Origin of the sequence: Dysgonomonas sp. 521, assembly GCF_010501055.1 — a bacterium.
Taxonomy (GTDB): domain Bacteria; phylum Bacteroidota; class Bacteroidia; order Bacteroidales; family Dysgonomonadaceae; genus Dysgonomonas.
Genome location: NZ_QVMO01000071.1, coordinates 1 through 21,631, shown reverse-complemented (window position 1 = coordinate 21,631; position 21,631 = coordinate 1). Strand labels below are relative to the sequence as shown.

Genomic DNA, 21,631 nt, shown 5'->3' with positions numbered 1-21,631 from the left:
AGCCCCTCCAACCTCCCCGAGGGGGAGGCCCTGTTTCCCCCTTCGGGGGGACTAAGGGGGGCTAAATATTAAGAATAATGAAAGAGCGAATAAGAAAACTGGGCTATTGGCTTGAGGACAGGCTTAAAGGCCTGTGCGGGGAGTTGACTCCCGATAAACGGATAACGGCAATAGTGGTGATGCTATTGATACTGACCATCGGCAACCTCTATTTTACATTTTCCACCATATACAACTGGGGAAAAGACAGTGAAAAGAAAAAGCAGCCGGAACCGGAGCATATCAGGCAACCGGAATTAGAGCGAAAGCAGGATCGGAACTATGATTTTATGGATTCTGTAGATTCTGAGATTGAGAAAGGCCTGTTAGACCTGCATCAGCAGAAAATGAAACAGGGTTCCAGTATAAGTATTAACGAACAACGATTAAAGTTATATGAGCGAACGATTAAAAATAAGTACGGAGCAAAAGCAGAAGCTTAAGAAATATGCAGTATTCGCATTGATGGCGATTGTTTTTGCAGGCTGTATGTGGCTGATATTTGCTCCTTCGGATGCGGATAAACCCAAAGAACAGGAGGGTATTGGTCTTAATGCCGACATACCCGATCCCAACGGTGGTGGGCTTATCGGTGACAAGAAAGATGCCTACGAACAAGAACAGATGCAGAGCAAAGAGAAAGACCGGATGCAGTCCCTTCAGGGATATATGGATATTCTGGAGGGTGAAACTAAGGATAAGCAGCAGATTACGCTTCCCCTTGTCGATGAGCTGGAACAGTCACCAATTCTACAACAGAATGAGAAAGCCCCAATAAGTAATTCGGTGGCAGCTTATCAGGACATCAATAAAACATTGGGTAGTTTCTACGAAAAACCCAAAGATGATCCCGAAAAGGAGGAGATGAAAAAAAAGCTGGAAGAACTGGAAGCCAAAATGCAGGAGAAAGATAATACCAAAAGCCAGATGGACGAACAACTGGAACTGATGGAAAGATCTTACCAGATGGCAGCTAAATATCTGCCACAGGGACAACAGGATAATAATTCATCACAAGAGAGCCTGAGTAAACGAATTTCCAATGGGAATGTAAAAAGCAACAGCAACAATGGCAAAACAAAAGTTGCTCCCATCAGACAGATACAGAATCAGACCGTTTCATCCCTATCCCAGAGATTATCAGATGAAGACTATTTTATGATGTATGACCAACCCAGAAATACCAGTTTCAACACAATGGGTGGCTCGGTTGGAGTATCGGAAAAGAATACCATTTCAGCAGTTATTCACGATGACCAGACTGTTATAAACGGGCAAACCACCCGTTTGCGGCTAACAGAGCCATTGATGGCAGGAACGATACTCATACCAGAGAATACGATTGTTACGGGAGTAGCCAAGATTCAAGGGGAACGATTAAATATACAGATATCTTCGATTGAGTATCAGGGAACGATAATTCCTGTGGAAATGTCAACCTACGATTCAGACGGGCAACGGGGAATTTACATCCCCGGCTCATTAGAGATGAACGCCGCTAAAGAAATCATGGCGAATATGGGAAATAGTGTCGGAACAAGTTTTACCATGACCGAAAGTACAGGAGCACAGTTGACTTCCGACCTGACCAAAGGAGCAATACAAGGCTTATCAGCGTATATGCAGAAAAAGATAAAGGAGGTAAAAGTTACGCTCAAAGCGGGTTATAAAGTAATGCTCATGCCAAAGGCTAATTAGCCAATTTGAATTGAAAATCGGCGGAGCCAAAATGTGCCGATGTGCCAATTCAAAGAATGAAAAAACTAAAGAATAAAGAATTTAAAATCAAATAAAATGAAGAAATATATAATAGCATTTGCATTGATGATAACAAGTCTGGCTGTCAATGCCCAAGAAGAAGCGGTTCCTGTGGTAATGGAAACGCCCAAAGAGATGCAGGAAGACCTGCAACAAGTTCTAAAACCCACTTATGGAGATTATTACGAAGGATTGTCCAAGAAAATAACTTTCGACCGAATGATTCCTCCTTATGGTCTGGAAGTAACTTTTGACAAAACGGTGCATATTATTTTTCCTGCTCCCATTCAGTATGTGGACTTAGGTTCAAACCGTATTATTGCAGGCAAAGCCGAAACTTCCGAAAATATTCTGCGAGTAAAAGCTGCTCTCCGCAACTTTGAAACGGAAACCAATATGGCGGTGATTACCGAAGAAGGTAGCTACTACACTTTCAATGTTAAATATGCCAACGAACCTGAAAAGCTCAATATCGAGATGAAAGATTTTATGCATGATGGCATCGCTACCAATCGCCCGAATAACTCGATAGATATTTACCTGAAGGAATTGGGCAGCGAATCGCCCCGCATCGTTTATCTGATAAACCGTTCCATCTACAAGAATGACAAACGATTAGTAAAGCATATCGGGTCGAAGCGGTTTGGTATCCAATATCTACTTAAAGGGATTTATTCCCATAATAACCTCTTGTATCTGCATACTTCCATAAAGAACTCATCCAATGTGCCTTTCGATGTTGATTTTGTACGCATGAAGATTGTAGATAAGAAAGTAGCCAAACAAACGGCTATACAGGAAACGGTTATCTATCCGCTCAGAGCTTACAACTTTATTTCTACTGTCGGAGGTAATCAAACGGAACGGACTGTATTCACGATTGATAAGATAACCATCCCTAATGACAAGAAGCTGGTGATAGAACTCTTTGAGAAAAATGGAGGACGTAATCAATCCTTTGTCATTGAGAATGAAGACTTGTTGAGAGCGGAAGAGATTAACGAACTAAAAGTAAAGTAAAGGTAAAGGTCACAGACCTTTTTGTTAAACATTAAATATAATTTCGATATGTATAAATATAAAATAGCCTTATTACTTATTCTGAGCCTTGCCCTGATTGGGCAGGCTCACGCCCAGCGTTACCTGCCAGGGCAAAAGGGCATACAGGTTACAGGTGGATTTGTCGATGGTTTTACATTAGAGAAGAAAGACGGACAGACGTTCTTCGGTGGTTTGGCTCTATCGACTTATACCAAGAATGGCAACCGATGGGTATTCGGGGCGGAGTATATGCAAAAGTCGCACGAGTATAAAGATATATTGATACCTGTATCTCAGATAACAGCGGAAGGTGGTTATTATCTCAAATTCTTAGCTGATCCGAGTAAAACATTTTTCTTCTCAATAGGAGCTTCTGCAATGACAGGTTATGAAACAGTGAATTGGGGAAAGGAACTTTTATTTGACGGGGCAACTATTACCACCGAAGAGAATTTTCTGTATGGTGGTGCTATATCGTTTGAGATTGAGACATATCTATCGGACAGGTTCGCTATACTAATCAATGCTCGGGAACGGGCCTTATTCGGTTCGGAGATTAATAAATTCCATACTGGAATAGGTATCGGAATAAAAGTAATTATAAACTAAGGTCATAGACCTTTTATTAACAACATTAAAAACAAGATTTATGAGAAAATGTGCATCATACATCATCTTTACGCTATTGCTAGCTGCAATAGCATGTGCCTGTAGCGACGATATTGATATTCGCCAAGGCTATGAATTCCAAGTTACTCACCTGCCTGTCCCGAAAAAACTAAAGGTCGGGGAAACTATCAAGATTCGCTGTCAGTTAGAACGGAGTGGCTACTTCGACGAAGCTGCTTACCGTTTTCGGTATTTCCAACCCGATGGAAAAGGTGATTTGAGAATGGATGACAGCGAGCCATTCCTGCCCAATGACTACTATGATTTGACTAAGGAAACGTTTCGATTTTACTATACCTCCAAATCGGACGAACAGCAGGTTATTGATATTTATTTCTTTGATAATTTTGGAAATACTGCTACTTTGAGTTTCTCTTTTAATAATGAAAATGACGAGGAGGTAGAAGTATGATGACAATGATGGTGGTTTCGTATATTATTAGCTGGGTGAGCATGATTTATTCGTATTTGACTGCTCCGAGTGATGTAGATTTTTTTGGTGAAGAATTAGAGTAAATAATGTATAGAGAGTCGGGCGGTTTTGAATTGTCCGGCTTTTACTTTTATATTTGTGGAAACGAATACTATAACATATGGAAGATTTTGTAAATGGACGCTGTGGCTGGTGTGGAAATGATAAGTTATATGTAAAATATCATGATGAAGAATGGGGAAGGCTTGTAACTGATGATAAAATCCTGTTTGAATTTTTGGTGCTGGAAAGCGCACAAGCCGGATTGAGCTGGATTACTATATTGAGAAAGCGGGAAGGCTACCGTAAAGCTTTTCATGATTTTGATGTTGAAAAAGTTGCTACGATGACAAGTGAAGATATCGAGCGATTGATGCTGTTTGAAGGAATAGTCAAAAACCGACTGAAAATTACATCCACAATCTCCAATGCAAAGCTGTTTATCGACATTCAAAAAGAATTTGGTAGTTTTTATAACTATACGCTATCGTTCTTCCCCGGTAGAAAGCCGATAGTAAATAACTTCAAATCTCTGAGTGAAATACCTGTTTCATCTCCCGAATCCGATGCGATGAGTAAGGATATGAAAAAACGAGGTTTTAAATTCTTCGGCTCTACCATCTGTTATGCTCACTTGCAGGCTTCGGGGTTTGTAAATGACCATCTGGTAGATTGTTTTTGTAAGAAAATGCAGTAATCGGTTAGTTTACTTTCTTTCTCACAACATTATAAATTCCTTTCTGTCCGGTTTGGATAACCTCATATTTGTCCAGTTTCTCATAAATCGCACCCAATGTTTTGCAGCCATAGCGTCTGGTTTTAAACTTGGGTTTGATTCTTTTCATCGCCATCCCTATTTGAGAGAGGGTTACCTCTTCCTTCCCATCGGCAGCCGATTCGTAAGCTTTATCGAATAGCTCGGCTTCCTTCTGAAGCAGTACAGCAGGAGTGTCGCCTTTCTCCGATTTTGGATTTTTTTCCGGTTCCTGATCGGAGAATATGAATTTCTTACATGAATTGATAAAAGCGATTGGGGTTTTGCTTTCTCCATAGCCAATAACAGTAACACCTTCCTCTCGAATACGTTGAGCTAGTGGAGTATAATCACTGTCACTGGAAACAATACAGAATACATCTATATTTTTCGAGTTCAATAAGTCCATTGCATCAATAACAAGGGCTATATCTGTAGTGTTTTTGCCTTTTACATATGGTAGAGCCTCTATTAAACGGTATGAATATTCTCTCGCCGGTTCTTTCCAACTTGAAAGTCCGGTCTTACTCCAATCCCCGTAAATACGTTTTATAATAACCTGTCCGTAACAGGATGCGATTTCTGTAACCTCTCCCAGTTTAGTAGAAGAAGCATTGTCCCCATCAATAAGGACAGCTACTTTCTGTGCTGAATTATCTTTCAGGGATTTATCTTTTTTCATCTATTCCTTATTTTGCTCTAAAGGTAATAAAGATATGATAATGACATATTAACATAAAATGATTTTTTTTGTAGAAACCAGTAACAAACACCGAATACACAAAGAATGAATTGCTATAATCACTCGATAGAGTGGGTATTTTATTATAAAATTTGTAATGGCTCTTGCCATTGGTTGGATAGTTTTACCATTTAAGCTAATAAAGGATGTAATTCGTTTTATCCAGCTAAATAAAATGCAGTAAGTATAAAAATTAAAGCTTCAGCTTTGTAGTTGACCTTTACACAAAATTTCGGACAGTCCCAAATTGAAAAATACGAACTTGGTTTTTTGTTTCTTTTTTATCCGCTCAGGCTCACCGAAAAAAGAAACGGACTGATTTTTCCTCAGTCCGAATTACCATTGTTGTTTTCATCTTCTTTTGGAAGATGTTCAAAAACATACCAACTGTATGCACAGTGATATATCATAATCTGTTTTCTGGGATATTTGCATACAAGTTTTGCCCTTCTCCATTCAATAACCCACCGCCAGCGGTCTGCCATCTCACGAGGCAAGTCTATCTTATGCAGAATTTCTCTGTGTCCGTCTTGGTGTCGTATTTCGAAGGTAATATATACCCAATGTTCAATCTTTAGTTCCCATTCCGCTTTTGCCAAATCTTTGGCATACTGCATCCAATCGTCCATTATTACTTGTGCCATATTAATATAGATTAATTATTAATACTGCTTTATGCTGCTAATCTCTGTTCGATAAGAGGTATATTTTTCTCTACAAGCTGTACGATTTGATTGTGGTACTCGGTGTTCTTGTTACAAACCCCACGGCTCTGTATGACTTGTAGCTTTGATAGTGACACTTCAATAGTTTCCATCTTCTTTCCGTCAATACAAGCGGTAAGAATCAAAGAATCTTCTTTTGAATAATAACCTCCTACACAATGGTGCATCAGTCTACCTTCCAATATGATTTCTTCAATGCTTTCAAGTACCTGTACTTGAATAAGTCCGTCAGAAAATACAAGTCCGAAGAATTTGGCTTTGGCTTCTCTGAATGATTCTTCCTTTTCCCGTAGCTTTTCGATTTCTTTCTGCGCATCGGCTTTTGCTTTCTTGTGCATATATCTGTCATGTTCTTTATTTAGATTGGCAGGGCATACATATTTAGCGTTATACAGGTCTTTACCGAACATGCGTAAATAATCGATGTAGTCAAACCATAGGGTATGAAAGATGATAATATAATCAGAATAAATACAGTTGAGGAATGTACAGAATTGCTGGGTTGTCCACTTGCCCTTCATCCTTTAATCAGCATTTGCCGTCTGGCAGATATAAAAGGTTGTGTACCCATTGGTAAACCCGTGCAGCTCAATCTGTATTTTATCGTTATCAAAGACGGAACTAACTGCACCGCAAAATACGGTTGGCGCGAATATGATTTTGCGAAAGGGCTGATGAGTTTTTTTGCTCCGGGACAAATACACCTATGGAATGAACAGGCTCCCCAAACCAACTTTTGGGGCTGGATGCTGATGTTCCATCCCGATTTTATCCGGAAATATGCTTTGGGAACGAAGATCAGTAAACTGAAATTCTTTTCGTATGAAACCAGTGAAGCTCTCCATATTTCTGATGCAGAGAGGTTGCAGGTCGAATCTTTAATTGAAAGCATTGACAATGAATATAAGCGAAGCATCGACGACCATACTCAGGATATAATCGTGTCGCAACTGGATGTATTGTTGAATTATGCCGAACGCTTTTATACCCGCCAGTTCAGAACAAGAAATAGTGTGGAGTCAGATATACTGACACGTTTTCAATCCATACTCCATACCTATTTCGACAGCGATAAAGAAAAAATCATTACGGCAAAGGATATCGCTGATGAATTAGGCATGTCAACCCATTATCTGGGCGACTTGCTTCGTAATCTTACAGGTATGAATACACAGCAGCATATTCATACTTATCTGATTGAAAGGGCAAAGAGCCTCCTGCTCACAACCAATCTTACCGTCAATGAAATTGCTTTTTCGCTTGGATTTGAATATCCGCAATATTTCAGCCGTTTGTTTAAAAGCAAAACCGGACAAACGCCTGTTGAATTTCGTAACATGAATTAATAGATATCAGAATGAAATATATTGGTATGATCGTATTCTTAGTAGTTATACTTGCTTTGGTAGCCGGGGCAATCATTTACATGTCAAACAGATGTGCATTGTTTTTTCCATCCATACCTAAAAAGGCATGGGTATGGGGATTTGTCGCCCTCTTTGTTATAGCTTTTCTTTGTATGACTGCTTTTGCTACCGTGGCGAACCCCATAGGGAAAGCTGTGTTTATTTTCGGAGGAATAGGGATTTCTATATTTATATTCTCCCTGTTATCCGTTGCACTGGTGGATATTGTGAATTTGATTTTTCATTTCAACCCTCATACCCGGGGAATTCTCTCGTTAAGTCTGGCAGCATTGCTAACTATTTACGGAATATGGAACGCCTATACCATAAAAGTAAAAGAAATAGCCATCCCTATAAAAGGGTTGACACAGGAAATACGGGCGGTTCATATTACGGATGTTCATTTAGGAAATTTCCGTGGGAAAAGGGAGGCTGATAAAATAGTCAGCAAGATAAAGGAGCTTAATCCCGATGTGGTTTTTAATACAGGCGATATGTTCGACGGCAAAGCGCACTTTGGTGCAAACGAAGATGTTTTAGCAGCCTTCCGCACATTGAATATGCCACACTATTTTGTCTATGGCAATCATGACCAGCATGTAGGTGTAGAGGAAGTGATTCAACAATTGAAAGGCGCAAATGCAACCGTTCTCTTAAATGAGGTGGCGTATTTCAAGGACTTGCAGATTATCGGACTTAATAATATGCTTGCCGACCGTAATACTTTTGATATGCATACGGCAGAAGATTCTGAAACAATTGAAGATGTGTTGAACGGGCTGGAAATAAAAAAGGATTATCCGACAATCGTACTACACCACCGTCCGGATGGCGTGAAATATATGCAGGAAAAAGATGCTGATTTACTCTTGGCAGGCCATACCCACGCGGGTCAGATATTTCCTTTTACCTTCATAGCTAAACTGATGTTTGGTTATAACAAGGGGCTTTACAAGTACGAAACCATGAATATTTATGTATCGGAAGGTAGTGGAACGATTTTCGTTCCTGTGCGTTTAGGAACACGCAGCGAAATAACATTAATCAGGTTAACTCCTGACAAACAGTAACAATTAAAAAATAGATAAAAATGGAAGCAAAAGAAATTGTACGAGCCTATTTTGAGGCTGTAACGGCAGGGCGTTTTGAAGATTTGTTCAAATACGAGTCACCAGACTCCACCTACTGGATTTGCGGAGAGAATTCATGGCCGCTCGGCGGGTGGCAGACACCGGAAAGCAGGAATATGACATTCAATATAATACGGGAGCGCTTTCCCAAAGGATTAACTATCACAGTCCGCTCCATAATAGCCGATGGGAATGACGTTGCCGTACATGTAAACAATCATGCCGTACGGGTGGACGGACAGATATACGATAATGAAATTGTCACTTTGATGAAGATTGAAAATGGTCTTATCGTCGAATCACAGGAGTTTCTGGATACGATTCATGTTAATGAGTTGTTCTTCGGTGAGATGCTCGACGGACCATAACAAAAAAACTCTTTGAACATATTCCACTCTTTCGAGAAAGAGCCTCTTTTCCGCATCAAACCACAGGACAGTAAAGAATTGCTGAATATAGTAACCCAGATGCAGGGCGAAATGTGGACGCCTAACCAGTTTGCCCACAGCGAGTATCTGAAAGTATTGCTTAATCTTTTTCTTGTAGTGGTTCAGCGATTCGGCATAAGAAAAGACTGTAACGGGCTTACTCTGAACAATGCCTCCCATACCCTTTTTGTAAACTTCCGGCAACTGCTGGAAGCTAACTACCGGGACATTCATACCCTAGCGGATTATGCCGGAAAGCTGAACGTATCCGCTAAGACATTGACTAATTGTGTAAAGGAGATTTCCCGCCAAACCCCTTTAGGGATCATCAATGACCGTCTTATACTGGAGGCTAAACGATTGCTGGCCTACTCCGACAAAACCGTTAGCGAGATAGGCTTTGAACTCGGTTTTGACGATCCTTCCTATTTTGTCAAATTTTTCAAACGGCTGACAAAGCGCTCCCCCAGAGAGTTTAGAACTGCCCTTATAAAATAGGGCTTTCCCAAATCTACCATTTTAATTCCCTTTTATCCACTGTCATTCCTGTTTCTAATATTGACCTTTGCATAGTAGATGTTTAACAATTAATTTTTCAGTAAAATGACAAAGGCTTATTTAGAGATCACAATGTTTGTGAGTAATGCAAACAGACCCGCAGCAGCAGGGGTTTACAACAAGTACAAAAAACCTTTCCTGGATGAAATCAAAGGGGCAACCTCAAAGGAACTTCTTATCCGGGAAGAGGATGTTCAGGTTCTTCACGGTTTTACAAGTGCAGATGAAGCAAGCGCTTATCTGAAAACCGACCTATTCAATAACGATGTGGTTAAGGAACTTTCGCCGCTGTTCGACAAAGCTCCTGAAATAAAGATTTATTCAGTAGCGTAAATATCAAGATTCGGAAAAAAGCGGTTGCAATTTTGTAATCGCTTTTTTAGTATTTCACCCAAGCTGGGTGCATCTTGAAATCATTATTAGAGATAAATTACGAATTGATGCTGGACGGACTATATCCAAAAAACTCTTTAAACGACGTAGAAAAATGAGATAGATTTTCAAAACCAACTTCTAAATACACATCCGACGGGCGTTGCTTTCTTTCTGTGATAAGGAAATGGGCTTGCTCCAGTCTGCGTTTGTGCAACCATTTCTCCGGGGGAATACTGAATACCTTTATAAAATCCCTTCTGAATGTAGACAGGCTTCTTCCGGTGAGCCGGGCAAATTGAACAAGCGGTACATTGTACACAAAATTTCTGCTCATAAAAGCTTCCAGGTCTATTTTAAAAGGTTCATTAAAATCAAACAATGCGTTCTTCATTAACGGATTGCGTAAAAGCAATTCAATGGCTTCGGCAGTTTTGATCGTTGCCAGGGCTTCCGTCATCTGGGCGGGCTCTTCAAAATAAGGGGAAAGCGAATCGAAATATCCCTTCAAAAAAGGATCGCCAGGCAGGTGAATAATTGAATCGCCCGTATAAACTCCTGTTGCTTTTACATCATTCTTCCTACTGTATAATTGTAAGGTATCCTGCATGAACAGAATATTGATAGACATAAACGGTTTATCGGCATCCGGAAGTTTAACGGGTCGCACCAATTGATTCCTGCGGACAAAGCCCAAACTACCTTTAGGAAAAACGATCATACCGTTACTTGTATGATAATGCATCTCTCCCGAAACAATATAACTTAAAGCATGATCTTCTACAAACGGTTCATGACCTCGTTTCGGTTCAGCTGTACATGAATAAAGGATATTATATGGCTTCCTGTCCTGCATATTTCTGATATTGTTTTACTTAGGATAACAAAGTTAATTAAATCAGTTGATTTCGGATTGAATTATATACTCTTTTACTTCGTTCAAATAAGCGTTATTACGTTTCATAGAGTTGCTTTCCATGAAGTGTCCAATCGTTCCGAAAAGAAGAAGTCCCAATCCAATCCCTCTGATGAGCGGATTATGTCCTAAAAGAAGGATAGCTATTAATCCGAGAATAATGCAGGATGTAAACATGATAATCGCGCCTTTATAAGAAGAAGACATGACATTCTCCATCCGGACAGTTTCCGATGCTTTGGCTTCGGTATCGTCAATATGGACTATTTTTTCTATTTCAACCGCCTTCGTCCTGTTATAAATCGCCACGCCTGTACCCGCGGCTGCGAAAATTATTCCCCCGGCAAGCAAGGCGTAGCCAATTCCCCGGTTGAGGGAATTGGTCTCTGAAGTACGCCACAGGGTTATACCCATTATTAAAAGTACGATCCCTATAATTCCTACCAATATCGCCCAATTCTGCTCGCTTAGGTAGTATTTAACCATGTATTCTTTCATGGCATCAGTCTTTTTTCCATTCCTCCCATGTGGCAATTTTCTGTTCATAAACCTTTGCGACCACCTCAACCATACCGGTTCCGACAAGTACACGTAAAGGAACTTTTTCCGCATCGACGATTCTAAGGACTTTCCCGGCTACAATCTTCGCGTCTTCAAAGGTATCGGGGTCGATGACCTGGAAAAATCCTGCTGTCATTGGCGCATAGGCTTCTATTGGCTGTTTAACCACCAGCGATGCATTATTGAAATCGGTTTTGAATGGCCCCGGTTCAACAAGTGTTACTTTTATGCCGAATTGTTCAACTTCCTGCGAGAGTGCATCGCAAAGCCCTTCCATAGCCCATTTGGAAGCATTATATGCACCTACTAATGGTTGAGCGATAGTGCCACCGATAGAAGATAATTGTATAATATGTCCCGAGCCTTGTTCCCTCATAATGGGTAATACGGCCTGAATCACGTTCACAGAACCGAAGAGATTGATTTCAAGTTGATGACGGAACTCTTCATTGCTGAACTCTTCGACAGCTCCGAAGTGTCCGTACCCGGCATTGCTTATCATCACATCAATACGTCCGAAATGTTCCTTTGCTTTCCGCATAGCGTCAAATGTCTGCTCGCGGTCTGTCACATCGAGATAGGCAGACAACACCCGGTCGCCGTATTGTTCTGTAAGAATTTCTATCTTTTCGGGTTCAATAGATGTAGCAGCAACTAGATCGCCACGTTCCAATGCTGCTTTTGCAAACTCAAAGCCAAGTCCTCTTGATGAGCCGGTTATAAACCATACTTTTTTACTGTTAGTTTCCATATTTATTGTTTTTAATGCCGGGCTGTATATTCGTGTTAATACAGCCGTGGCGGTTATAATTTATTTTTTTTAATCTGATTCGGTTACTTCGGCATATTCTAATTGAAATAGAAGTAATAAAACTTCTCACTTACCTCATTGGTAATTTCTATGGTTTTCATGTGCAAAGGATGGGGATGATAGTTTACGACGGACTCCTCGGAGTCAAAAGTTACCACGAAAGCATAATCAAATGTCGGTTCGGTTCCGCCCGCCCATGCAGCTTGCACTCTCGGGCCGAATTGTATATCGATAATTCCCGGTATTTCTCTCATATTTTCCACCGCCTCAGACAGTCTGCGGATGTCTTCCTTATTGTTCGGGTCTTTCATCCACCAGCAATTGACGTGCTGGATTACCGGAGAAAGGAGACTATTACCAGACAACAGATCCGAGGTTTCCGCTTCATTTAATAGGGCGATGTTTTCCGCCTCTTTTTTTTCTCTTGTTTCCATATTTTTATGCATTTATTGTTAATGCTGATATCATAGCAATCAGCTACAATGCAAAGATCGTGTAAATTAGGGGTCAAGAGTTTTCCGAAAAGGTCAAAAAAGTTTGGCGAGGGAGTCAAGGCCACTTAGTATACATTATTCAAATTACATGCAGAAAGTTTTGATATGGGAGTTGTCGGAAATAACAAGATAACCTACAGAGCTTCCCTCCTAAGAAAAGAACAATCTAAAACTGCATCAGAATTTAACCTGCCGTGAGTTTTTGTTGCTGGCATAAAGTTGTCCGCATGCTGCATCTATTGAAGCACCGAACTGCTGTCTGCGAGTTGCGTGAATGCCATGCTGTTTCAGTTGAGAAACAAACTTCAAAACATGTTCCATTGCGGGAGCCTGATAAGAGGAATTCATTTTGAAAGAATCATTGTACGGGATTACGCTCACATGAAATAGTTCGGGTCTTGAACAAGACTTTATCATCTTCACAAGTGCATTCAGGTGTTCGTTGCTGTCATTAACACCTATGATTAACAGATATGCCAGATAAACTTTTCGCCGAACGCTATTTGTATATCGGTCAAGGATAGATAAATTTTCGGTCAATGGATATCGCTTTTCCAACGGAATAATTTCCGCCCGTTGTTCGGGAAAAGGAGAATGTACCGACAGGGTAATATTGACCTGTGGGTATTCTTTTACCAGTTGCTCCAATTTGGGAGCAACGCCAACAGTGGAAACCGTTATCCGGCGGGAAGATATTCCGCCATATCCGGCAGCGGTGAGAATTTGCAATGAATTGAAGAAATGAGGATTCATAAGGGCTTCACCCATACCCATAAATGCAATACTATCGGGTAGTGTTTGCCAATACGGGTGAAAAATCTGCCCGCATATTTCATCTTCTGTCAGATTTTTAACCAAGCCGATAGTTCCCGTAGCGCAAAAGGAGCAACCTAATCCGCATCCCGATTGAGAGGATACGCACATAGATGTCCACCCTGCCCGATATTGCGACATAACAGTCTCTATTTGAGCGCCCGATCGGGTTTCAAATAGTATCTTTCTGACTTGTTCTGCGGATTGTTCTTTTACGATTTTCAGGGGAAGCGGAGTTTGCCCGAAGTATTCCGACAGTTGCTCCCGCAATGGTTTTGGTAATTCTTTAATCTCTTCAAATCTCTCGTGCCCATGCTGTAAGGAGTTTACAAGTTGCTGAAAACGGAATGTTGGAATATTGGATTCTTCCAGATAATCACGAATTTTCAGAAGAATAGAGCCCGGAGGCAAATTAGGAAGCATTCCCGAGCTTTCCTGATTTCTAATATTGGAATTTCTATGATTCATATTATGATTTATTTTTGAGGATATTACTGATTTTTAGAAATAAACAAGTAGAGTTCAATAAGCTAAACCCATTGAACAAAATACGGTCTTAAAAATGAAGAGGACTACATAATATCTAAGTTTTAATTGTACACGATTGGATTTCGTACAGAATGAAGTTGTTGTCAATGGCCTCACGCAAAAGTATTGCCGGCAATGCCTCTATTAACTTAGATATTAATTACATGTGAATGATATTTCTAAATTTGTAATGCTGCAAAAATAAGTATAATTTGTGAGATCACAAGCATATTAGCGAGTATAGTCAAGGATCATAATATTACAATTATAGCAGCAATTAAGATACAATTTATAGAAATAACAGGAATAGTATGGGGATAGCGACCCCAATAAGCATTTCTATCCCGCCTATACCAATTAATCCTCTTTCCCCTTTATTCATAAATAGACCGGTCAGACATATGAGAATCAGGCAGATTGCAAAAACGTCTGAGAAATAAGTCCACCATTTGCCTGGATTATAATGTAGGAAAGAGAGCTGATGAAATACCGGACGCTTTTTCAGACCTTCATAATCAGCCTCTCCTGTTTGGGTATTCAGCGTAAAGGAAGAACCGCTTTTCAGGAAGACTTTCATTGTCGAGCTGTTCGGGTAGAAATGTTTGGTATAGTTATCCCCTTCGCCTACTTTTTCAAGCATCTCTTTGATTTGTGTTTTGGTGAAATTGTGTGTATGCGGATAGTTTCCCTTTGCCGTATAATTCTCTACCGAAATCATATACTGCGGATTGAAATCTTTTAAGTGGTTCATCGTGATGCCCGATACGGCATAAACAAGAATCACTCCCACAAAGAAAAACGACAGGTGGGAGTGAATACTTCTGCAATACTTCCGAAACTTAGCGCTTGAATCCCGTTCCGGCTTTATTTTTTCAGCCATATATTGGTTATTTCGGAGATAAACAACTGGTGTTTTGCCGGTTCGTTGTTATATGATTCTTTCATAATTGTCGCCTTATACGGCTCTGTCAGGTTGGCGTAGTCGAGTTCCTGAACTAATATCTTCTTACATTCTATTATCATCCGGGCTTCCTCAAAGCTCATTAATCCCGAAAGAGTTTCTATGGGTGTCAAGCCGGCTTCTTTTACCTTATCCGTATCACGACCTGATTTAGTCCCGCATATTCTGAGTGCTCCCCGGTATTGTTCTGTAAAGAAGCTAAGGGTGAAACTTTCTTCGCGTTGCAGAAATCCGTAGGTATAGCGGCTGTCGCGTATGTAAGCGATAGTAGCAGGTCTTTCCCAAACATAAGTAAAACCACCCCAACTGGCTGTCATCGTGTTATACGAATCGTTATTACCTGCTGTTACCAGCATCCACTGTTTGCCAATCAAGTCAAACACATTATCGGGCAAATCGGACGCTTCTATACGGTCATACTGCGATTGCCAATCTTTAGAGGCTGCAACATTTTCAGTTTGCTTACCAGTTTCTTTTTTATTCTCTTTATTACTGTTGTTCATACAAGATGTCATAAATACCGCTATGGCTATTATTGGAAAAAAGATTTTCATTCTCATTGTGTTACACATAAATTAAAGCTTTAACTGCTTGCAAAGATACGACATGAGGGGATAATATTACTTGTATAAATATTATATTATTTTGTATATTTGCGTTATGAGAAGATGTAGTCAGTTTGAACCGTTGAAAATCGTAGATGTAATTGAGGAAGAATATTCCTGCGAATTACATGCACAGGATCATTTTGAGGTTATTTACATTCATTACGGTAGTGGAGTTCATTTCTTCAACGAAATAACAGTGCCATACGAAAAAGGCGACTTATTCCTGCTTGCTCCCGGCGCCCGCCACTATTTTACCGTGCATATCACAACCCGCTTTACTTATATTAAGTTTACTCCAGGTTATTTTGAATTTCACAGCCCTTCTGTCCGAAATGCTTCCCACGAAATCACTCCTACGGCTATTATGCAGATACAATGGTTGAAGCAGGATAAAATATCGGTCAAAGAGCCTTGCCAAACTATTCTGAAGAATACATTTGAAAATATTATCCTTTATAATTCAACGATAGACGTTGCCCGCTCTTCCATTATTCACTACCAGATACTTTCCATTTTCGGCATGATAAAGGAATATTTGGAAGCCAGAAGCATTGAGGTAAAGAAACAAACGCCTACCAATGCCCACATTGCTGCCTATATTCAGGAGAATATTTATAACCGGGAACTAATCGGTATAAAGTCTATTGCGGAACATTTCAATATATCCCCGGCTTATTTCAGCACCTATTTCAAACGTAATTTCGGGACGACTTACCGTGAGTATTTGGAAAAGCTATTGTTGCAACTGATTAAACAGAGGTTGCGGACAAAAGAAATAAAACTTAAACAGATAGCTGATGAGTTCGGATTTACGGACGTCAGCCATTTGTCTAAGTTCTTTAAAAAACACGAGGGGATAAATCCGTCGGAGTTTAAATGAAATAAGAAAGATTATTTCTTCTATATAACTTCTTCATTTTTATTTTGTTGGAGCTACACCAAATCGTTTTTTATAAGCAGTAGAAAAATGTGATAAGCTTTTGAATCCAACTTCCAGATAAACATCGGAAACTGTTTTTCCTTCCTCCGTCATCTGTTGATGGGCAATTTCAAGTCTTCGTTTAGTTATCCATTTTTGAGGGGAAAGATTAGATATCTTTTTGAAATCCCTTTTGAAGGTTGCAAGACTTCGGCCAGTAAATAAAGCTATCTCCGTTAAAGAGAAATCATACATATAATTGTCATTCAGGAAATCCAAAATGTCAATTTTCCACGGTTCTATAAAGTCAAACAGGGTCGCTGAAGTGCGGGCATCCGCATTTAGCACCGTGTATATTCCTTCAGCTAGTTTCAATCCCATGACTTCCTCCGTGGGGTGGACCGATGAATTTATATACGGTATCATTGACTGAAATAAACTTTCAACATTAGGGAAAGTTCGTATGGGTAGAAAATTGCCGGTAAAAACCGTTTCAGGGGCAGGTAAACGGGACTTGTCCATTTTCTGATAAAATTCGAGAATGAATTTTCTATTAAGAATTAAAAATGCAACTTTGATCTTCCCCTCCTCATTATCTTAGCTCGCGAAACTGACCCGATGGTTCTTTTTAATAAATGCACAATTTTCGGCCTGGATTGTCAGTTCGTTTTTACCATCATGGAATGAAACTTCACCGGAATACACATAAGCAAGTAAGTGTTCTTTCGATATATACTTGCAAAATTGAGGCTTACTAAAATAGTAAAAAGCACGATCACCTAAATAGTTAAACGAAATTGATTCGTCGCGGGATGTAATCATAGTCGTATTCTAAAATTTAATCGATAACAATGCGGTCTTTATTCTCATCAACCCATTCGCTAAAAGTTTTCAAACGGATTCCATATTGTTTCGTTTCGTTGATATCGAAGCCCGGCACAGCGTTCATCCATTCATGGGCGGCAACCGTTCCCTCGAACATTCCTCGCCTGACAGCCTCTTTGTAGCTGACTTTTTCATACGTTACCTGTTTCTTCTTGGCTTTACTCAAAACGTCAGCAATTTGAACGATGGTCAATTCATCGCCCGAAACGTCGATGTCTTTCTTGTTAAACTTTTCCGGATCCTCAAATACCGCCCGAGCAAACCGTGCCGTATCTTCTCCACAGGTCAATTTTATAAGAGTTTCCGGTTCCCATCTGCCAAACAAAACTCCTTTGTGAAGTTCCGGCGCCATGACTGACGCATTCGGTTGCATGAAATTTTCCATAAACCAGCAAGGATGCAAAATCGTCCAGTATTTAAAGCCGCCGTTCCGTATGTATTCTTCAACTTCGTATTTGTGGTCAAACGTCTCCACTAAAGCTTTGTATTTATCCCACCGTGGGAAAACATTGCTCCCGACGACCGATGTATGTACGATTTGTTGAATACCTGTTTTCTGTGCCATTTGAACCATGTTGCTCGCATTGCGCAATTCTATCGAAGGGTCGTTGGGATCGGCATATTGAGCCGAGAAAATAGCTGTTACGTCCTGCATGGCCGGTTCGAGCGACTGTAAATCACTCATATCGCCTTTTACTACTTCCGCTCCTGCTTCCACCATTTGCTTTGCGGCAATTGATTCCGGGTTTCTTGTAAGAATACGCACACGGTGTCCGTTTTTCAAAAGTTCCCGTGCTACATTTCCGCCTTGTGTCCCTGTACCACCTATTACAAGTATAAGTGGAGATGTTTTTAATGCCATATTACTGATTTTAAAATGATTAATTTCGTTGTTTAACGAAATGCAAAATTAAATATGAACAAAGAGAAACAGGTTTTGTTTACGGCTCTTTTTTGTTTACTCAAAAGCTCAAATCAACCATTCATACCTTAAGTATAACCAATTCATAATTCGTACTTCTTCCTCCCTGCTCCTCTTTCTGCAAAATATCCTTGTTTATGAGGTCTTGTATATCCCGTATCGCTGTATCCTGAGAACACTTAGCTATTTTAGCCCATTTGGAAGAAGTCAGTTTTCCATCAAATCCATCCAATAGTTTGTTAAGCATCAATCGCTGACGATCATTCAGTGAGGTTTGGCTATGTTTTTCCCAAAACCGAGCTTTTTTCAAAACAGAATCTAACACATCAGTACTATTAAGCAATGCATTTTCAAGACAAGATAGAAACCAGAGTAACCACTCGGTTATATTACTTGTTCCATGTTGAGACTTTTCCAAAACCTCATAGTATTTTTTTCGCTCAACAAGTATTTGGTTTGACATGCTGTAGAAACGCTGTGAACTTCCATCGCTTCGAGCGAGTTGAAGATCTGTTATAGTACGTGCGATACGCCCATTTCCATCATCGAATGGGTGAATAGTAACAAACCAGAAATGAGCGATTGCGGCTTTCAGTACAGGATCTATATCTGATGATGTATCATTAAACCATTTCAAGAATAAATTCATTTCGGTTTCCACCTGATCCGGTTTAGGAGCTTCAAAATGAACTTTCTCTTTGCCCATTGCTCCGGAAACGACTTGCATATCACTACTCCGATACTTGCCGACCTCTATTTTATACATACCACTAAAACCGGTCGGGAAAAGTGCGGCATGCCAACCCAATAGCCTTTCAGAGGTTATCGGTTTAGCGTAATTTTGCGTGGCATCAAGCATCATTTCTACAACACCATCCACATTTCTGGGCGAATCGACCAGGCCGGATACCTCCAAGCCTAATTTACGGGCAATAGACGAACGCACTTGGTCTTTGTTCAGGATTTCTCCTTCTATTTCAGTTGATTTCAGAACATCCAAAGTCAACGTGGAAAGCACGGCTTCTTCTTTTAATTTAAACCCTAAACTTTCCATTTGTCCCAATAAACGACCCTGCAAATGTCTTACATTAGCTAACAATATAAGCAGTTTGCCATTGTCCCATGTGAAATTCGGCCAATCCTTAGTCTGATATATATACATAAAGTTTACAGTTTTATTCTACGCAATTATTGCGACAAATATATACCTTTTTCTCCGCATCACAAATTATCTTCGCATATTTTGCAAAGAAAACCAATAAAAGAGTTGGCATTATCAATATTTTGTATACCTTTGCATCAGATATCAGAGTGATATTCAAACTCTTTGAAATTATTTTAAAGCACTGAAAATCAGCAAAGTTTGCACGTTGGATTAGGCATTGGACTTGATTTTTATGCTATCGTAAAATATTGGTTAACAGTGGATTGTCGTTTTAGTTCGACATCCGTCCATACCGCCAAAAGCCTACGACAAGAGGCGACAAAAATAGGTTAAACCCTACAGTATCAACGTATTGTAGGGTTTTTCTTTTTGTGTACTAAGACAAGATAGGACACGATTTGGACACTAAAAGACAAAAGTAATCCCCCAAAGTGTTCACCCTACGAACAAAAGTGTTCACCCTTTATTTTTTTTGCTAATAAGTTGTTATTCAACAGATAGTGTTTGAGGTCGAGAAACTGAAATACATATCAGTTCACGGTGAACACAATTTGGCATCGCCCCGTCCTTTATAGGCATCACATAATTTACTCACAAGCGGCAAGCTGTGGATAATTTTGTCCAATTTTAAAAATGAGTAATTATGAAGAGTACATTTAGTGTTATTTTTTATGTCCGTAGAGACAAAATGAAGAGTGATGGCACCCTCCCTATTTTTTGTGGATTAACGATTAATAAGAAAAGGGTAAGTTTCAACATTAAAACAAATGTAACACCCAACATTTGGGATGCAAGCACGAGTAGAGCCTCCGGCAAATCAAAACAAGCCACTGATATTAATCGGATTATTGACAAGTATGTCATGCTGCTCCATGAAAAGCATGATGAAATTTTTGATCGAAACGGGATTGTAGATGCTGAAGAATTAAAGAATTCTATTTTAGGAAATTCAACTTCAACAAATGGTGTTCCCATTTATCTATTACAGGTTTATAAGCAACACAATGATGAGATGGAAAAACTGGTTGGGACAAAGTATTCCCCGGCCATTTTACAGAAATATAAATGTGTCTATAAAAAGATTCAGGATTTTCTTTCCTTGAAATATAACAAGTCTGATATTAAGTTGAAGGAAATTCGTCATAGCTTCCTAACCGATTTCGAAACATATCTAAGAGTCGAAGGTAAGTGTCAAACAAATACCGTTGGCCGCAATATGAGACTCTTGAAGAAGATAATCAATATAGCCAAAAACAATGGTTGGATATTAGTTGATCCTTATGCAAACTACAAAATTCACTTTGAGAAAACTGATAGAGGTTTTCTAAAAGAAGAAGAATTGAAAGCAATTATTGATAAGGAATTCTCTATAGAACGATTAAGGCATGTTCGTGATGTGTTTGTTTTTGCAGCGTTCACGGGATTGGCTTATTCTGATATTCACGAACTGACATATGAAGATATAAAGACAAATTTCGATGATCGTCTGTGGATTATGAAAAAGCGAATAAAGACCGGTACAGATATTACAGTCCCTCTTATGGATATTCCTTTATCTATAATAGAACGATATAGAGGTAAGCAGAAGAACGGGAAAGTTTTGCCCACAAACAGCATTGCGCATTAAACTCATCGCAAGCCAGAAGTCAAAACAAGCTTTATATGCATTTTAATGCTGCACTAACGGCTGTTAACCTGGCTAAATGTGAACATTGGGCTGATAAAAAAAATTGGAACAAACCATTTTCTATGGCTGATATTAAAACAATGTATCACAACGAATTGCTAATGAAAACATTTTTTGAAAAGTTAGGAATGAACCCAAACTCTAAAAAAAATAAGCGGATAATTAATGAACTTGCATAATCCGGAGCATCCCCACCCAGTAATCCGGTTCTAAATCCATTAGAAATCGGTTCTAAAAATCTGCCATTCCGGCAGATATCCACCCAAA

At 39.6% G+C, this 21,631-nt stretch carries 27 protein-coding genes; 13 read left to right on the top strand and 14 right to left on the bottom strand.

All coding sequences use genetic code 11. The annotated features are described in order from the left end of the window. The first annotated feature begins 77 nt into the window (after positions 1 to 77). The 6 genes from D0T84_RS17015 to D0T84_RS16990 all read left to right on the top strand — a co-directional run bounded on the left by D0T84_RS17015 (position 78) and on the right by D0T84_RS16990 (position 4,676). Positions 78 to 482, top strand: coding sequence for a TraL conjugative transposon family protein (locus D0T84_RS17015; RefSeq protein ID WP_163309060.1), 405 nt, complete (start codon positions 78 to 80; stop codon positions 480 to 482). Continuing rightward, positions 436 to 1,737: a conjugative transposon protein TraM gene (gene traM / locus D0T84_RS17010; protein ID WP_163309059.1), complete on the top strand. Its 1,302-nt coding sequence runs from the start codon at positions 436 to 438 to the stop codon at positions 1,735 to 1,737. The genes D0T84_RS17015 and traM overlap by 47 nt, the downstream gene beginning before the upstream one ends. Before the next feature lie 96 nt (positions 1,738 to 1,833). Then, a complete protein-coding gene (traN, locus tag D0T84_RS17005; RefSeq protein WP_163309058.1) occupies positions 1,834 to 2,817 on the top strand; it encodes a conjugative transposon protein TraN in 984 nt (327 codons plus the stop codon). A 48-nt stretch (positions 2,818 to 2,865) separates the two neighbouring features. Next, entirely contained in the window at positions 2,866 to 3,447 is a 582-nt protein-coding gene (locus D0T84_RS17000) for a conjugal transfer protein TraO (RefSeq protein WP_163309057.1), read from the top strand. A gap of 40 nt (positions 3,448 to 3,487) precedes the next feature. Further along, positions 3,488 to 3,919, top strand: a complete 432-nt coding sequence (locus D0T84_RS16995; RefSeq protein ID WP_163309056.1) for a DUF3872 domain-containing protein — start codon at positions 3,488 to 3,490, stop codon at positions 3,917 to 3,919. 181 nt (positions 3,920 to 4,100) lie between these two features. Continuing rightward, positions 4,101 to 4,676 (top strand): DNA-3-methyladenine glycosylase I, encoded by a 576-nt coding sequence (locus D0T84_RS16990; protein WP_163309055.1) that lies wholly within the window; start codon positions 4,101 to 4,103, stop codon positions 4,674 to 4,676. 4 nt (positions 4,677 to 4,680) lie between these two features. Here D0T84_RS16990 and D0T84_RS16985 read toward each other — a convergent pair whose 3' ends face one another. From D0T84_RS16985 to D0T84_RS16975, 3 genes are all read right to left on the bottom strand, one after another. Next, positions 4,681 to 5,415 carry an NYN domain-containing protein gene (locus D0T84_RS16985; RefSeq protein ID WP_163309054.1) on the bottom strand — a complete coding sequence of 245 codons (735 nt, stop codon included), beginning with the start codon at positions 5,413 to 5,415 and terminating at the stop codon, positions 4,681 to 4,683. A 386-nt stretch (positions 5,416 to 5,801) separates the two neighbouring features. Further along, positions 5,802 to 6,119 (bottom strand): hypothetical protein, encoded by a 318-nt coding sequence (locus D0T84_RS16980; protein WP_255495441.1) that lies wholly within the window; start codon positions 6,117 to 6,119, stop codon positions 5,802 to 5,804. Between the two features lie 29 nt (positions 6,120 to 6,148). Continuing rightward, positions 6,149 to 6,721: a PcfJ domain-containing protein gene (locus D0T84_RS16975; protein WP_163309053.1), complete on the bottom strand. Its 573-nt coding sequence runs from the start codon at positions 6,719 to 6,721 to the stop codon at positions 6,149 to 6,151. Here D0T84_RS16975 and D0T84_RS16970 point away from each other — a divergent pair. The 5 genes from D0T84_RS16970 to D0T84_RS16950 all read left to right on the top strand — a co-directional run bounded on the left by D0T84_RS16970 (position 6,644) and on the right by D0T84_RS16950 (position 10,055). After that, a complete protein-coding gene (locus D0T84_RS16970; protein WP_163309052.1) occupies positions 6,644 to 7,546 on the top strand; it encodes an AraC family transcriptional regulator in 903 nt (300 codons plus the stop codon). The two genes, D0T84_RS16975 and D0T84_RS16970, sit on opposite strands and share 78 nt — an antisense overlap. Before the next feature lie 11 nt (positions 7,547 to 7,557). Continuing rightward, positions 7,558 to 8,676 (top strand): metallophosphoesterase, encoded by a 1,119-nt coding sequence (locus tag D0T84_RS16965; protein ID WP_163309051.1) that lies wholly within the window; start codon positions 7,558 to 7,560, stop codon positions 8,674 to 8,676. Positions 8,677 to 8,696: 20 nt separating this feature from the next. After that, complete coding sequence (locus D0T84_RS16960) at positions 8,697 to 9,104, top strand: nuclear transport factor 2 family protein (RefSeq protein ID WP_163309050.1); 408 nt, start codon at positions 8,697 to 8,699, stop codon at positions 9,102 to 9,104. Positions 9,105 to 9,116: 12 nt separating this feature from the next. Beyond that, positions 9,117 to 9,662: an AraC family transcriptional regulator gene (locus tag D0T84_RS16955; RefSeq protein WP_163309049.1), complete on the top strand. Its 546-nt coding sequence runs from the start codon at positions 9,117 to 9,119 to the stop codon at positions 9,660 to 9,662. A 105-nt stretch (positions 9,663 to 9,767) separates the two neighbouring features. Beyond that, a complete protein-coding gene (locus D0T84_RS16950; protein WP_163309048.1) occupies positions 9,768 to 10,055 on the top strand; it encodes a hypothetical protein in 288 nt (95 codons plus the stop codon). A gap of 97 nt (positions 10,056 to 10,152) precedes the next feature. On the opposite strand, the gene D0T84_RS16945 is transcribed toward D0T84_RS16950, so the two are convergent. From D0T84_RS16945 to D0T84_RS16915, 7 genes are all read right to left on the bottom strand, one after another. Next, positions 10,153 to 10,950, bottom strand: a complete 798-nt coding sequence (locus tag D0T84_RS16945) for an AraC family transcriptional regulator (protein ID WP_163309047.1) — start codon at positions 10,948 to 10,950, stop codon at positions 10,153 to 10,155. A 42-nt stretch (positions 10,951 to 10,992) separates the two neighbouring features. Beyond that, positions 10,993 to 11,508 carry a hypothetical protein gene (locus D0T84_RS16940; RefSeq protein ID WP_163309046.1) on the bottom strand — a complete coding sequence of 172 codons (516 nt, stop codon included), beginning with the start codon at positions 11,506 to 11,508 and terminating at the stop codon, positions 10,993 to 10,995. Between the two features lie 4 nt (positions 11,509 to 11,512). Beyond that, on the bottom strand, positions 11,513 to 12,322 hold the full coding sequence (locus D0T84_RS16935; RefSeq protein ID WP_163309045.1) for an SDR family NAD(P)-dependent oxidoreductase: 810 nt from the start codon (positions 12,320 to 12,322) through the stop codon (positions 11,513 to 11,515). Positions 12,323 to 12,420: 98 nt separating this feature from the next. Next, positions 12,421 to 12,816, bottom strand: coding sequence for a Dabb family protein (locus D0T84_RS16930; protein ID WP_163309044.1), 396 nt, complete (start codon positions 12,814 to 12,816; stop codon positions 12,421 to 12,423). A gap of 237 nt (positions 12,817 to 13,053) precedes the next feature. Further along, positions 13,054 to 14,157: a radical SAM protein gene (locus D0T84_RS16925; protein WP_221413145.1), complete on the bottom strand. Its 1,104-nt coding sequence runs from the start codon at positions 14,155 to 14,157 to the stop codon at positions 13,054 to 13,056. 349 nt (positions 14,158 to 14,506) lie between these two features. Next, the gene (locus D0T84_RS16920) at positions 14,507 to 15,097 is read right to left on the bottom strand and encodes a PepSY-associated TM helix domain-containing protein (protein WP_163309043.1); all 591 of its coding nucleotides are present in this window, start codon (positions 15,095 to 15,097) and stop codon (positions 14,507 to 14,509) included. Further along, positions 15,082 to 15,732, bottom strand: coding sequence for a flavin reductase family protein (locus D0T84_RS16915; RefSeq protein WP_255495440.1), 651 nt, complete (start codon positions 15,730 to 15,732; stop codon positions 15,082 to 15,084). The genes D0T84_RS16920 and D0T84_RS16915 overlap by 16 nt, the downstream gene beginning before the upstream one ends. 106 nt (positions 15,733 to 15,838) lie before the next feature. On the opposite strand from D0T84_RS16915, the gene D0T84_RS16910 reads away from it, so the two are divergent. Next, entirely contained in the window at positions 15,839 to 16,666 is an 828-nt protein-coding gene (locus D0T84_RS16910; protein WP_163309041.1) for an AraC family transcriptional regulator, read from the top strand. Between the two features lie 39 nt (positions 16,667 to 16,705). On the opposite strand, the gene D0T84_RS16905 is transcribed toward D0T84_RS16910, so the two are convergent. The 3 genes from D0T84_RS16905 to D0T84_RS16895 all read right to left on the bottom strand — a co-directional run bounded on the left by D0T84_RS16905 (position 16,706) and on the right by D0T84_RS16895 (position 19,674). Next, positions 16,706 to 17,227 (bottom strand): AraC family transcriptional regulator, encoded by a 522-nt coding sequence (locus tag D0T84_RS16905; protein WP_163309040.1) that lies wholly within the window; start codon positions 17,225 to 17,227, stop codon positions 16,706 to 16,708. A gap of 316 nt (positions 17,228 to 17,543) precedes the next feature. Beyond that, positions 17,544 to 18,452 (bottom strand): NmrA/HSCARG family protein, encoded by a 909-nt coding sequence (locus tag D0T84_RS16900; protein ID WP_163309039.1) that lies wholly within the window; start codon positions 18,450 to 18,452, stop codon positions 17,544 to 17,546. A 121-nt stretch (positions 18,453 to 18,573) separates the two neighbouring features. Further along, positions 18,574 to 19,674: a Fic family protein gene (locus D0T84_RS16895; protein ID WP_163309038.1), complete on the bottom strand. Its 1,101-nt coding sequence runs from the start codon at positions 19,672 to 19,674 to the stop codon at positions 18,574 to 18,576. 646 nt (positions 19,675 to 20,320) lie between these two features. Between D0T84_RS16895 and D0T84_RS16890 the strand changes: the two genes are divergently transcribed. After that, complete coding sequence (locus D0T84_RS16890) at positions 20,321 to 21,304, top strand: site-specific integrase (protein WP_163309037.1); 984 nt, start codon at positions 20,321 to 20,323, stop codon at positions 21,302 to 21,304. Positions 21,305 to 21,449: 145 nt separating this feature from the next. Here the strand turns inward: D0T84_RS16890 and D0T84_RS22610 are convergent. Continuing rightward, a partial coding sequence (locus tag D0T84_RS22610) for a hypothetical protein (protein WP_221413144.1) occupies positions 21,450 to 21,631 on the bottom strand: 182 nt, incomplete at its 5' end.